Genomic DNA, 12,354 nt, shown 5'->3' with positions numbered 1-12,354 from the left:
GGTCGCCAGGCCGCCGTTCTTCCGCAAAGGCGGGAGAACGGCGGCGGATCGCATCATCCCGGCCAGCGATACCCGCGCGTCACCGTCGCGACCGACACGCTGTACCGGTCATACCACAGCGCCCGGCCCCGCTCGCGAATCGCGGTATGCTCGGCATGCTGGCGCCACGCGACCGCTGCGGCGTCATCCGCCCAATAGCTGACCGTGACACCGACGCCGTCGTCTCCACGTGCGCTGTCGATGCCGCGATACCCCGGTTGCGCGGCGGCAAGCCGGTCCATCGCCGCGGCGGCGGCGGCATAGCCCTCGTCATCCGCGTCGGTGCGACGGGAGACGAAGATGACTGCGGTCTGTCCGTTCCGATCGTCGTTCATCCGCACCGATTAGGCGCTGGTCCGGGCGTGGCAAGTCCCTGCCGACCCGCGTCTCGTCGCAGCCGTGCAACCGAGGTGCTTGAAACGCGTTCGGAAATCGTGCGACGGAGGGGTCAAAGCTTCGCCAGCGCGTGAGCAGTTGGAAATTAAGGAACGCGATGCCCAGTTCGACCACCGCCGCCCGACGTGCGCGCACCCGTCCCGCCGGCGTGCCGTCCCCGTGGCAGATGTTCTTCTCGGAATTCCTGAAGCATCCCGTGATGGTCGGGTCGGTCGTGCCGTCGTCGGACAAGCTGATTCGCAAGATGCTCGACCGCGTCGACTGGGCCAACTGCAAGCTGTTCGTCGAATATGGCCCGGGCGTCGGCACGTTCTGCCGCCCGATCCTCGACCGCATGGCGCCCGACGCCAAGCTGATAGTGATCGACACCAACGCCGATTTCATCCGCTATCTGCGTCACACCATCACCGACCCGCGCTTTTTCGCGGTGCTGGGGTCGGCCGCCGAAGTGCAGACGATCGTCAGCGATCACGGCTTCGAATCGGCCGATTACGTGCTGTCGGGCCTGCCGTTCTCGACCTTGCCGTCGGGTGTCGGCCCGGCGATCGCCGATGCGACACACGCCGTGCTCCGTCCGGGCGGCGCGTTCCTGGTGTATCAGTTCAGCCCCAAGGTGAAGGACTTCCTCACCCCCCATTTCGCGACTATCGATCACGACATGGAATGGTGGAACGTACCGCCGGCGCAGTTGTACTGGGCGTGGAAGGACTGAGCGGAGGCGGGGCCACGCCCGCGCCGGTGCGCGCAGCGCATCGCCAGGCCCGGCCGGCGGTTCGGCCAAGCCGAAGCCGTCCGACGGCGGCTTTGCCGTCGGCGCTGGGTAAGATCACACACTTTGTCCAGCATCGCGCCTCTGCCGTCACCCCAGCGAAGGCTGGGGTCTCCCAGTTGGTGAACGTCGCGGCCTGAACGGGGAGCCCCCAGCCTGCGCTGGGGTGACGGACGTTCTTCGCGATCCGCGGCGCATCCGATTGCGCCGCCCTTTACTCGTCGATCCCGAAGTTCAGTCCCCGCGACACGCTGGGGTCGACCACCGCCACCACGAAATACGCGCCGAACTGCTTCAGCCGCTGGAGCCAGCCGGTATTCGCCTTGTACAGCGCCGCGGTGATCTCGGTCGACCGCGCGACTTCGCCGTCGACATAGCAGCGGACGTGCGCGGCAAACGCCCGGTCCTCGATCCGCAGCATCAGTTCCAGGTTGATGAACAGGCTGCGCATGTCGAAATTGGCCGATCCGATATGGACCGCGTCGTCGATCACATACAGCTTCGTATGCAGCTTGGTCGGCTGGTATTCGAACACCCGCACGCCCTTGCGTAGCAGCCCGGCATAGGTGAAGCGCGCCGCCGCGATCGTCGCGTTGTTGTCGGATTTGCTGGCGGTGACGATGCGGACACTCGCGCGGCGCTTGCCGGCACGGTCCAGCCGTCGCAGCAACGCCGGGCTCGGCGTGAAATAGCCGGCGATGACGTCGATCCGGCTACCGGCACGCATGTCGCCGCGCACCGCCCGCGCCCAGGGCGACAGCCGCCGCGTCGGTCCGCCGATCAGCCAGCGGGTGGTGCCTTCGGTCTCGCTCCACCGCGACAACGCCGCGTTGATGTGGCGCAGCTTGCCGGTACCGGCGTGGATCCAATCGCTCAGCGCATCGAAATATCCGGCGAGCCGACCCGCGGCCGGCCCCTCGACCAGCAGTCCCAGGTCGCGCCATGCGTGATCGGCGACGGTGCCGAAATAATCGTCCTCGATATTGAACCCACCGATGATGATCCGTCGTTCGTCGGCGAGCGCGAGCTTCTGGTGGTTGCGCAACAGATAGCGGCGGCCGAACCGCGCCGAGAAGCGACAGACCGCAACGCCGGCGGCCTCGACGGAATCGAAGAAATGATCGCCGGTCTGGTCGCTGCCGAACCCGTCGACGATCAGCGCGACCGTTACCCCGCGTTCGGCGGCGGCGATCAGCGCGGCGTTGACGCGCCGCCCCGATTCGTCGTCGGCATAGATGTAATAGAGGATGCGCAGCGATCGTTCGGCGCCGTCGATCAGCGCGATCAACGCGTCCAGCCGTCGCGGGCCGGTGTCGAGCAGCGTCAACACATTGCCGTCGACGGTGAAGCTCGGCTGCGGCGGGGGCGTTTCCATGGTCGCGGGTGATGGCCATGCCGCGCGGTGCTGGCAAGCATCGGCGTTTTCTTGACTTCTACGCCTCGGTCGCCTAACCGGTCCGCTTCCATTTATCGTTGTTGCGAAGGATGCGGCATGGCGCGCGTTACCGTCGAGGATTGCGTCGACAAGATCCCCAACCGGTTCGACCTGGTGCTGTTCGCAGCACAGCGTGCGCGCCAGATTTCGGGCGGTGCCGAACTGACGCTCGAGCGTGACCGCGACAAGAACCCGGTCGTCGCGCTGCGCGAGATCGCCGACCAGAACGTCAAGCCGGCGCATCTCAAGGAACAGGTCATCCAGGGCCTGCAGAAGGTTCGCGTCGACGACGACGACGAGGTCGATGCAGTCGGCAGCCTGTCCGCTTCGGCCGAGGCGCTCCGCCTGACCGCCGCCGCGCCGCCGCGGAACCAGAATCTGGGTGCGGATTACGAGGGTTGAGGCACGGGGTCGGCTAACGCCGATCCGGTTCCGACTGCCAGCGCAGTGCGACTACAAAGCCCGCGGGTAACCCCCGCGGGCTTTTTCGTGTCCGCCCAGCGGCAGACTAGTCCTCGTCCGCCACGGCCGCTCTGGCGGAGCGGCCCTTGAACCCCTGCGCGACCACGAACCACTCCACCGACCCCTTGCGGCTCGCGGGCGGCTTGGCGTGCTTCACGCTGGTGAAGTTCCGCTTCATTTCGGCGACCAGCTGCGAATCCGCGCCGCCGGCAAACACCTTCGCGACGAACGCGCCGCCCGGCTGCAGCACGTCGCAGGCGAAATCGAGCGCGGTCTCGACCAGCGCCATCGTCCGCAGCGCGTCGGTCTGCGGGTGCCCGACGGTGTTCGCGGCCATGTCCGACAGCACCAGGTCGGGTGCGCCGCCCAGCGCCTCGATCAATTTGCCCGGCGCGGCATCGTCGAGGAAGTCCATCTCGAGGATCGTGACGCCGTCGATCGGGTCGACCGGCAACAGGTCGATCCCGACCACGGTCGCGCTCGGCAGCTTGCGGCGCAGCACCTGTGCCCAGCCGCCCGGGGCAAGCCCCAGATCGACGATCCGCTTCTTGCCGCGCAGGAACGCGAACCGCTCGTCGAGCTCGCTCAGCTTGTACGCCGCGCGGCTGCGGAAACCGTCGGCCTTGGCGCGCTTGACGTACGGGTCGTTCAGCTGCCGCTCGAGCCAGCGGGTCGATTGCGGGGTGCGCTTGCGCGCGGTGAGCACGCGGGTATGCCCGCCGGAGCCTCCGCGGCTCATGGCTTTTGCGCGCCCATCAGGCGGCGCAGGATGCCCTCGCGAATGCCGCGATCGGCGATGCCCAGGCGTTCGGCGGGCCACAAGTCCATGATCGTCTCCAATATCGCGCAGCCCGCGACCACCAGGTCGGCGCGCTCGTGGCCGATGCACGGCAGTTTCGCCCGGTCCTCGATCGCCATATGCGACAGATCCGCGCTGATCTTGCGCATCGCCGCCGCCGGCACGACCAATCCGTCGACCACCGAGCGATCATAGTGGCTAAGACCCAGATAAACACTCCCCAACGTCGTCACCGTACCGCTGGTGCCGAGCAGCCGCGGGCGTTCGACCTGTCGCGGCAGGCGGCTGGCGAAGTCGGCGAAGCTGTCGGCGACGATGCGGCGCATCCGCGTATAGGCCTCGCGCCGACCCGCTTCGCCTTCGCCGCCACCGGCGTGTTCGGTCAGCGACACCACGCCCCACGGCGCGGAATGCCAGTCGAGCACGGTCGGCACCGGGGTCGAGGTGTCGATCAGGACCAGCTCGGTCGATCCGCCGCCGATGTCGAACACCAGCGCCGGATCATTTCCGGGCTCGATCAGCGCATGACAGCCGAGCACCGCAAGTCGCGCTTCCTCCTCCGCCGAAATGACGTCGAGGTGGATGCCGGTCTCCTCCAGCGCGCGCGCGATGAAGGCGGCGCCGTTGGTCGCGCGCCGACACGCCTCGGTCGCGACCGAGCGCGCGAGCGTGACGTTGCGGCGCTTCAGCTTGTCCGAACATACCCGCAGCGCGGCGATCGTGCGCTCGATCGCGGCGTCGCTGAGCTGGCCGGTCGCGGCGAGCCCCTCGCCCAGCCGGACGATCCGCGAGAACGCGTCGACCACCGCGAAACCACCGCCATTCGGGCGCGCGATCAGCAATCTGCAATTGTTGGTACCCAGGTCGAGCGCGGCAAACGCCTGCGCATCGGACCAGCGGCCACGGGAGGGCCGGGTCGCCACCGGACGGGCAGGAACACCCTGCCGGTACGGCATTCGGGCGGAACCATCCCCCATCGCCGTAAAACTCGCTATCTGTCTGCCGTCGCGGGACGATACCCGCTCGGTGCTTGCCTTCGATGTAGCGCAGCACCGGGGCAACGACAAGGAGAGCGGCGCGGATCGTCTGCAACCCGTTGACACAGGGAGAGGCGCCGCCTAGATCGCCGACCGCTGATGCCCCGTCGTCTAATGGTAAGACTGCGGTTTCTGATACCGCCTATTGAGGTTCGAATCCTCACGGGGCATCCAGCCTTCTCTCGCCAAGCGATCGAGATCTTTTCATTTTGAGACGTGCCCTAGGACGCTCGCGGCGCTCGAGTTCATTGGCGGCGGTTGTCGGCTTGCACCGCGTGCAACGACGGACTCATCCCCATGACGGGCGGAAATAGGTTAGCGGGGCGCTAACCCTCAATATGCGGAACGATCGCCCCGCTCGTCGGCTTCTACCTCACGCTACAGTTCATGATCGCGAGAGGAATGACGATGACTTCGACCCTGGTATCCGCTGTGTTCGACACCCATGCCGAGGCCGAGCGCGCGGTATCCGATCTGCGCAGCGCCGGCGTGTCCGACAGCGCGATCTCGATCGTCGCGCAGCATGACGGCAAGACAGCCGCCACCGATGGCGGCGGCAACGACACGCAGGAGTTCGTCGGCAAGGTCGCGGCTGGTGCCGGGATCGGGACGTTGCTGGGGATCGCCGCGCTTGCGATTCCGGGGGTCGGTCCGCTGGTCGCCGCCGGTGCGATTGCGTCGGCGGCGATCCCCGCTGCGGCGGTGACCGGCGCTGCACTTGGCGGTGCCGTTGGTGGCCTGGAGAAGGTCATGACCGATCACGGCGTCAGCCGCGTCGATGCGAGCTATTATGAGGGCCGCATCAAGGAAGGCGGCGTGTTCGTTTCGGTCGACACGGCAACGGCGAACATCAGCCCGGACGTCGCTGCAGACGTGCTGCATCGCTCCGGTGGGCACACTTCCACGCGAACGAAGGTCGCTATGGCGTAATTACGCACGTCGCATCAATGATCTAACGAGGGGCGCTCCTGATTTGGGGCGCCCCTTTTGCGTCGACTATCGAGTGCGGTTCCGGTCAGGTGGCAGGCTTCAGATCGCCTAGCAGCGTGGGGATCAGCTCAGACACCGTCGGATGGATCGGTACTGCCCAGTGCAGGGTGTCGAGCGGCTGGTCGGCGTGCATCATGTCGAGGATGCCGTGGATCGCCTCGTCGCCGCCGGTACCGAGGATCGCCGCGCCCAGGATGCGGCGGGTCTCGGCGTCGGCGACGATCTTCATCAGCCCGGTCGTCTCGCCCTTTTCGATCGCACGCGAGACCCGGGTCATCGGTCGGCTCGACACCAGCAGCGGTCGGCCGGTCTTGCGCGCCTGGACTTCGGTCATGCCGACGCGGCCGAGCGGGGGATCGGTGTAGAGCGCATAGCCGGGCACGCGCTGGCTGACGCGGCGGTCGCCCTGGTCGAGCAGGTTGGCGGCGACGATCTCGTAATCGTTCCAGGCGGTATGCGTGAAGGCGCCGCGGCCGTTGCAGTCGCCGAGCGCCCAGATCCCGGGGACGTTGGTCGTCAGACGATCGTTGACCGTGATGTACCCCCTCGCGTCGACGGCGATCCCAGCCTTGTCGAGGCCGAGGTCGTCGCTGTTGGGGATGCGGCCGACCGCCAGCAGTACATGGCTGCCGACCACCGCGCGATCGCCTTCGGTGCAGTTGACGCCGACCGCGATGCCGTCGTTCGTGGCTGCGAAGGTGATGCAGGTTGCGCCGGTGCGGACCGCGATGCCCTCGGCCTCCAGCATCGTGCGGATCGCATCGCTGATCTCCGGGTCCTCGTGTGCAATCAGGCGGGGTGCCTTCTCGACGATCGTGACCTGCGCGCCGAAGCGACGGAACATCTGCGCGAATTCCAGGCCGATGTAACTGCCGCCGACGACGACGAGATGCTCGGGTAACGTGTCGAGCGTCAGCATCTCTTCGTTGGTCAGCGTTGTGACCTGGTCGCTGCCGGGCATTACCGGGCGCGACGGACGACCGCCGACGTTGAGGAAGATGCGTGGTGCGCTGATTTCCTCCGCGTTCACCGTCATCGTCGTCGGGCTCGTGAAGCGGGCTTGGCCGCGGATCAGCGTCAGCCCTGCCATGCCGGCGAGCCACGCTTCGTTGTTCTCGCGCGAACGGGTGGCGATCGCCTGCGCTCGCGCGATAACTGCGGAAAAGTCGACCGTGACCGGGCCAGTGCCGATGCCGAAATCGCTGGCGCGGCGGGCGAGGTGCGCGGCATAGGCGCTGGCGACGAGGGCCTTGGTCGGGGTGCAGCCGGTGTTGACGCAGGTTCCGCCGACACGGTCGCGCTCGACCAGCGCGACGGTCATGCCCGCCGCGGTCAGGCGACTCGCCAGCGCGGGACCAGCCTGCCCCGCGCCGACGACGATCGCGTCGAAATTCCTCAAAGCGCCAGGACGATCAGCACAGCACCGCCGATCGCCACGACGTCCTCGATCAGCGCCGCCGGACGATCGTTACCGAACGCGCGCGCCATTGCCGCGCGCGCCGCGGCACCGCCATAGGTGCCGAGCACCGCGCCGACGACACCGAGCACGGCGCCGGGCCAGAGGCTTCCCATCGACGCGCCGATCGCCGCACCGCTGATACCACCCATCAGCATCCGGGTGGCGAACTGCGGCGGAACCTTGCGACTCGGCGTCCCCGGCAGCTGGTCGGTGACCAGTTCCGCAAGCGCCAGTAGCGACAGGATCCACGGCGTGAAGCGGTAGCCGAGAAAGGCGAGCCATGTTCCATCCAGCGCTAGGCCATGGGAATGCGCGGCCCAGCTGACCGCGGCGGGGGCGGTCAGCGCGCGAAGTCCGGCGATGATACCGATAAGCAAGGCGAACAGGATCATGGCAGTGTCTCCCCATGGTGTCGTCCGGGCGACAGGTTAGGCGTTCTGCCGGGTTAAGCCAGCGATCTTCGCGCCCGGCGTGCGGCGCCCGAGCTGGAGACGGGGCCGGTTTTTCCGCTGCCTGCCGAGCCACGTCCGACGCGCCTTGAAACGTAAGCAATATTGACACTTGCTATCGTGCTGCGCTGCGGCAAGAGGGGAGCGGCGTCGCCGGCGATCACCTGCCGTCCACGCGCGAGGAGGTCCGCTGCGTGATCGGTATCGTCAGGGTCGCATTGTCGCGGCCCCTCACCTTCATCGTCATGGCGATCCTGGTCGCGGTGGTCGGTATCCTCGCCGCGATCCGCACCCCAGTCGACATCTTCCCCGAGATCAAGGTACCGGTGATCGCCGCCGCCTGGACCTATCAGGGGCTGTCGCCCGACGACATGGCGGGCCGGGTCATCACGCCGTACGAGCGCGTGCTGTCGACCACGGTCAACGACATCGACCATATCGAAAGCCAGTCGATGCCCGGCATCGGCGTGGTGAAGATCTATTTCCAGCCGGGCGCCGATATTCGCACCGCGACCGCGCAGGTCACCAGCGTCTCGCAGACCGTGCTGAAGCAGTTGCCGCCTGGCGTCACGCCGCCACTGATCCTCAACTATAGCGCATCGACGGTGCCGATCCTGCAGCTTGCGCTGTCGGGTCACGGACTGTCGGAGGGCAAGCTGTTCGACACCGCGGTCAACCAGATCCGGCCGGGGCTGGTCACCGTGCCGGGCGCGGCGATCCCGTATCCGTCGGGCGGGCGCCAGCGGCAGGTGCAGATCGACCTGGACCCGCAGGCGCTGCAGTCGAAGGGGCTATCGGCACAGGATGTCGGGCTGGCGATCGCCGCACAGAACCAGATCAACCCCGCGGGCTTCGCCAAGATCGGCGGGTTCCAGTACAATGTCCGGCTGAACAACGCGCCTGGATCGATCGACGAGCTCAACAACCTGCCGGTGAAGGTCGTCAACGGCGCGACGATCTATATGCGCGACGTCGCCCACGTCCGCGACGGCAGCGCCCCGCAGACCAACGTCGTCCATGTCGACGGGTCGCGATCGGTGCTGATGACGATCCTGAAGAACGGATCGACCTCGACGCTGGCGATCGTCCAGGGGATCAAGGACGCGCTGCCCGCGATCCAGGCGACCTTGCCCGACAGCCTGAAGATCGTGCCGATCGGCGACCAGTCGCTGTTCGTGAAGGCGGCGGTCGAGGGCGTGGTCAAGGAAGGCGGAATCGCGGCCGCGCTGACGTCGCTGATGATCCTGCTGTTCCTGGGATCGTGGCGCTCGACCGTGATCATCGCGATCTCGATCCCGCTGGCGATCCTTGCCGCGATCATCGCGCTGTCGGCGACCGGGCAGACGCTCAACGTCATGACGCTCGGCGGGCTCAGCCTTGCGGTCGGCATCCTGGTCGACGATGCGACGGTGACGATCGAGAACATCAACTGGCATCTGGAGCAGGGCAAGGGCGTCAAGCAGGCGATCCTCGACGGCGCCGCGCAGATCGTCACGCCGGCGTTCGTGTCGCTGTTGTGCATCTGCATCGTGTTCGTGCCGATGTTCTTCCTGCCGGGCGTCGCGGGCTTCCTGTTCGTGCCGTTGGCGCTGTCGGTGGTGTTCGCGATGATCGCGTCGTTCGTGCTCTCGCGCACGCTGGTGCCGACGATGGCGATGTATCTGTTGAAGCCGCATGCGGGCGACATTCACGCGGCGGGGACGCCGACCTCGCGCAATCCGCTGGTCCGGTTCCAGCGCGGGTTCGAGGCGCGGTTCGAGCGGGTCCGGGCCGGTTATGGCGGGTTGCTCGAACGCGCGCTGGCGACCGGCAAGCCGTTCCTGCTCGGGTTCATGGCGGTGATGCTGCTATCGCTGCTGCTGATCCCGTTCCTGGGCCAGAATTTCTTCCCAGCGGTCGATGCGGGACAGATCACGATGCACGTCCGGGCGCCGATCGGCAGCCGGATCGAGAGCACGTCGGCGCAGTTCGACCGTATCGCCGCGAAGGTCCGCGCGACCATCCCCGCCGAAGAACTGGTCTCGGTGGTCGACAACATCGGCCTGCCGGTGAGTTCGATCAACGCGGTGTACGGCAATTCGGGGACGATCGGCCCGCAGGACGGCGACATCCTGATCCAGCTGGCGCACGAGCATGCGCCGACCGCGGACTATGTGCGGAAACTGCGCGAGACGCTGCCGGGGGCGTTCCCGGGCGCGACCTTCTCGTTCCTGCCCGCCGATATCACCAGCCAGATCCTCAATTTCGGCGCGCCGGCACCGATCGACGTGCAGATCGCCGGCAAGGACGCCGCCGCCAACTATGCCTATGCGCGCACCCTGCTGCGCAAGATCGCCGCGATCCCCGGCGTCGCCGACTCGCGCATCCAGCAATCGGCGCGCTACCCCGAGCTGCGCGTCAACATCGACCGCAGCCGGATCGGGCAGCTGGGCCTGACCGAGCGCGACGTTACCGCCAGCGTCGGATCGTCGCTGGCCGGCACGCTGCAGACCGCGCCGGTCTATTACCTGAACCCCGAAAACGGGGTGTCGTACAGCGTGGTCGCCCAGACCCCGGAATACCGCGTCGGATCGATGAGCGACCTGTCGAACATCCCGGTCACCGGCACCACGACGGGCGGCACGGCGCAGGTGCTGGGCGGGATCGGCACGGTCGCCCGGGCAAGTTCGCCGGCGGTGATCTCGCACTACAACATCGCGCAGGCGATCGACATCTATGCGACGCCCAACGGCCGCGACCTCGGTGCGGTGGCGGGCGACATCAAGCGCGTGCTGGCGGAGGCTAAGGCGACGGTCCCCAAGGGCACCATTGTCACGCTGCGCGGCCAGTATGCGACGATGAACAGCGCATTCTCTGGGCTGTTCTTCGGGCTGATCGGCGCGATCGTGCTGATCTATCTACTGATCGTGGTGAACTTCCAGAGCTGGCTCGATCCGTTCGTGATCATCACCGCGCTGCCCGGTGCGATCGCCGGGATCGTGTGGATGCTGTTCCTGACGGGCACGACGCTGTCGGTGCCGGCGCTGACCGGGGCGATCATGTGCATGGGCGTCGCCACCGCGAATTCGATCCTGGTGGTCAGTTTCGCGCGCGAACGGCTGGCGGAGATCGGCGATTCGACCAAGGCGGCGCTGGAAGCGGGGATGACGCGCTTTCGGCCGGTGCTGATGACCGCGCTGGCGATGATTATCGGCATGCTGCCGATGGCGCTGGGCTTTGGTGAGGGTGGCGAGCAGAACGCGCCGCTGGGCCGTGCGGTGATCGGCGGGCTGATCGTCGCGACGATCGCGACATTGATGTTCGTGCCGGTGATCTTCAGCCTCGCGCATCGCCGCGACGCGGCGCGCGTACGTGATACGGATTTGGAGGAAGTGCATGTCTGAGTCCCGCGGATCGCTGAAGACGGTCGGGATCGTCGCGGTCGTCGTCGCGCTGGTGCTGGTGGCGGCCGGCATCTTCACGCGCCACCGGTCCGATTCGCAGCTCGCGACCTGGACCAGTGCGCAGGCGACCCCGATCGTCACCGTGATCCATCCCAAGGCGGCGGGCGACAGCGACGCACTGACGCTGCCGGGCGCGGTGCAGGCGTATAACAGCGCGGCGATCTTTGCGCGGACCACCGGATACATCCGCAAATGGTTCGTCGATATCGGCGACCCGGTCCGCGCGGGACAGACACTCGCGATCCTCGACGCGCCCGAAGTGGACCAGCAGGTCGCGGCAGCGGAGGCCGACCTGCAGACCGCGCGCGCGAACCGATCGCTTGCGGCGTCGACCGCGACGCGCTGGCGCGATCTGCTCGCCAAGGATGCGGTGTCGAAGCAGGAGACCGACGAGAAGATCGGCGACCTTGCCGCGAAGTCCGCGATCGCCAATGCGGCGTCGGCGAACGTCCGCCGGCTGGGCGCGCTGCAGGGCTTCACCCGGCTGACCGCGCCGTTCGCGGGCGTGGTGATCAGCCGGTCGACTCAGATCGGCGCGCTGGTGACGGCGGGAACGGCGGCATCGACGCCGCTGTTCACGGTCGCCGCGATCGATCGGATGCGAATCTATGTCCGCGTGCCACAGGCGAGTTCGGGGCAGATCCACCAGGGCATGCACGCGACGCTGACCGTGCCCGAGTTTCCGGGACGCAATTTCGACGTGACGCTGACCCGCAGCGCGGGCGCGGTCGACCCGCAGTCGGGCACCGTGCTCGTCGAGCTGCAGGCGCCCAACGCCGACCGCGCGCTGAAGGCCGGTGCCTATGCCCAAATCAAGTTCCCGGTCGGGGCCGGCGGCAGCGGCGTTCGCCTGCCGTCGAGCGCGCTGATCATCGGCGCCAAGGGGACGCAGGTCGCGGTGGTCGGCGCAGACGGCAAGGCACGGCTGAAGACCGTGACGATCGGTCGTGACGATGGCGACAGCGTCGCGATCAGCGCCGGGCTGACCGCCGCCGACCGCGTGATCGACAGCCCGCCCGATTCGCTCCAGTCGGGCGACCCGGTGCGGATCGCGCCGCCCGTGGCGGGGAAGTAGG

General features: G+C 67.4%; 11 protein-coding genes and 1 tRNA gene. 6 read left to right on the top strand and 6 right to left on the bottom strand.

What is annotated here, in order from left to right:
- Nucleotides 1-53: 53 nt before the first annotated feature.
- Nucleotides 54-374: an antibiotic biosynthesis monooxygenase gene (locus SJY20_RS00765; protein WP_380784698.1), complete on the bottom strand. Its 321-nt coding sequence runs from the start codon at nt 372-374 to the stop codon at nt 54-56.
- Nucleotides 375-532: 158 nt separating this feature from the next.
- Here SJY20_RS00765 and SJY20_RS00760 point away from each other — a divergent pair, with 158 nt between their 5' ends.
- On the top strand, nt 533-1,147 hold the full coding sequence (locus tag SJY20_RS00760) for a class I SAM-dependent methyltransferase (protein WP_380784697.1): 615 nt from the start codon (nt 533-535) through the stop codon (nt 1,145-1,147).
- Nucleotides 1,148-1,418: 271 nt separating this feature from the next.
- Here SJY20_RS00760 and SJY20_RS00755 read toward each other — a convergent pair whose 3' ends face one another.
- Complete coding sequence (locus tag SJY20_RS00755; protein ID WP_380784696.1) at nt 1,419-2,579, bottom strand: phosphatidylserine/phosphatidylglycerophosphate/cardiolipin synthase family protein; 1,161 nt, start codon at nt 2,577-2,579, stop codon at nt 1,419-1,421.
- A gap of 117 nt (nt 2,580-2,696) precedes the next feature.
- Between SJY20_RS00755 and rpoZ the strand changes: the two genes are divergently transcribed.
- Nucleotides 2,697-3,041: a DNA-directed RNA polymerase subunit omega gene (gene rpoZ / locus SJY20_RS00750; RefSeq protein WP_147083484.1), complete on the top strand. Its 345-nt coding sequence runs from the start codon at nt 2,697-2,699 to the stop codon at nt 3,039-3,041.
- 106 nt (nt 3,042-3,147) lie between these two features.
- Here the strand turns inward: rpoZ and SJY20_RS00745 are convergent, their stop codons facing one another.
- Both SJY20_RS00745 and SJY20_RS00740 read right to left on the bottom strand, forming a co-directional pair.
- Complete coding sequence (locus tag SJY20_RS00745; protein WP_380784695.1) at nt 3,148-3,840, bottom strand: RlmE family RNA methyltransferase; 693 nt, start codon at nt 3,838-3,840, stop codon at nt 3,148-3,150.
- Nucleotides 3,837-4,856 (bottom strand): Ppx/GppA phosphatase family protein, encoded by a 1,020-nt coding sequence (locus SJY20_RS00740; RefSeq protein ID WP_380784694.1) that lies wholly within the window; start codon nt 4,854-4,856, stop codon nt 3,837-3,839. The genes SJY20_RS00745 and SJY20_RS00740 overlap by 4 nt, the downstream gene beginning before the upstream one ends.
- Before the next feature lie 181 nt (nt 4,857-5,037).
- On the opposite strand from SJY20_RS00740, the gene SJY20_RS00735 reads away from it, so the two are divergent.
- Nucleotides 5,038-5,111 (top strand) — tRNA-Gln (locus SJY20_RS00735).
- A 234-nt stretch (nt 5,112-5,345) separates the two neighbouring features.
- Nucleotides 5,346-5,867: a hypothetical protein gene (locus SJY20_RS00730; RefSeq protein ID WP_380784693.1), complete on the top strand. Its 522-nt coding sequence runs from the start codon at nt 5,346-5,348 to the stop codon at nt 5,865-5,867.
- A gap of 85 nt (nt 5,868-5,952) precedes the next feature.
- Here SJY20_RS00730 and SJY20_RS00725 read toward each other — a convergent pair whose 3' ends face one another.
- Together SJY20_RS00725 and SJY20_RS00720 are read right to left on the bottom strand one after the other, a co-directional pair.
- Complete coding sequence (locus SJY20_RS00725) at nt 5,953-7,326, bottom strand: FAD-containing oxidoreductase (RefSeq protein WP_380784692.1); 1,374 nt, start codon at nt 7,324-7,326, stop codon at nt 5,953-5,955.
- Entirely contained in the window at nt 7,323-7,778 is a 456-nt protein-coding gene (locus SJY20_RS00720; protein ID WP_380784691.1) for a DUF4126 domain-containing protein, read from the bottom strand. The genes SJY20_RS00725 and SJY20_RS00720 overlap by 4 nt, the downstream gene beginning before the upstream one ends.
- A 251-nt stretch (nt 7,779-8,029) precedes the next feature.
- Between SJY20_RS00720 and SJY20_RS00715 the strand changes: the two genes are divergently transcribed.
- Nucleotides 8,030-11,218: an efflux RND transporter permease subunit gene (locus SJY20_RS00715; protein ID WP_380784690.1), complete on the top strand. Its 3,189-nt coding sequence runs from the start codon at nt 8,030-8,032 to the stop codon at nt 11,216-11,218.
- On the top strand, nt 11,211-12,353 hold the full coding sequence (locus SJY20_RS00710) for an efflux RND transporter periplasmic adaptor subunit (protein ID WP_380784689.1): 1,143 nt from the start codon (nt 11,211-11,213) through the stop codon (nt 12,351-12,353). Before SJY20_RS00715 ends, SJY20_RS00710 begins: the two co-directional genes overlap by 8 nt.
- Nucleotide 12,354: the final 1 nt, after the last annotated feature.

Source organism: Sphingomonas sp. R86521 (assembly GCF_042466235.1).
Taxonomy (GTDB): domain Bacteria; phylum Pseudomonadota; class Alphaproteobacteria; order Sphingomonadales; family Sphingomonadaceae; genus Sphingomonas.
Note: the sequence above shows the minus strand (reverse complement) of the source record. Positions and strands in the feature narration are given on the sequence as shown.

Coding starts and splice junctions, on each gene's coding strand:
- SJY20_RS00765 (WP_380784698.1), bottom strand. CDS start 374: ATGAACGACGATCGGAACGGACAGACCGCAGTCATCTTCGTCTCCCGT.
- SJY20_RS00760 (WP_380784697.1), top strand. CDS start 533: ATGCCCAGTTCGACCACCGCCGCCCGACGTGCGCGCACCCGTCCCGCC.
- SJY20_RS00755 (WP_380784696.1), bottom strand. CDS start 2,579: ATGGAAACGCCCCCGCCGCAGCCGAGCTTCACCGTCGACGGCAATGTG.
- rpoZ (WP_147083484.1), top strand. CDS start 2,697: ATGGCGCGCGTTACCGTCGAGGATTGCGTCGACAAGATCCCCAACCGG.
- SJY20_RS00745 (WP_380784695.1), bottom strand. CDS start 3,840: ATGAGCCGCGGAGGCTCCGGCGGGCATACCCGCGTGCTCACCGCGCGC.
- SJY20_RS00740 (WP_380784694.1), bottom strand. CDS start 4,856: ATGCCGTACCGGCAGGGTGTTCCTGCCCGTCCGGTGGCGACCCGGCCC.
- SJY20_RS00730 (WP_380784693.1), top strand. CDS start 5,346: ATGACTTCGACCCTGGTATCCGCTGTGTTCGACACCCATGCCGAGGCC.
- SJY20_RS00720 (WP_380784691.1), bottom strand. CDS start 7,778: ATGATCCTGTTCGCCTTGCTTATCGGTATCATCGCCGGACTTCGCGCG.
- SJY20_RS00710 (WP_380784689.1), top strand. CDS start 11,211: ATGTCTGAGTCCCGCGGATCGCTGAAGACGGTCGGGATCGTCGCGGTC.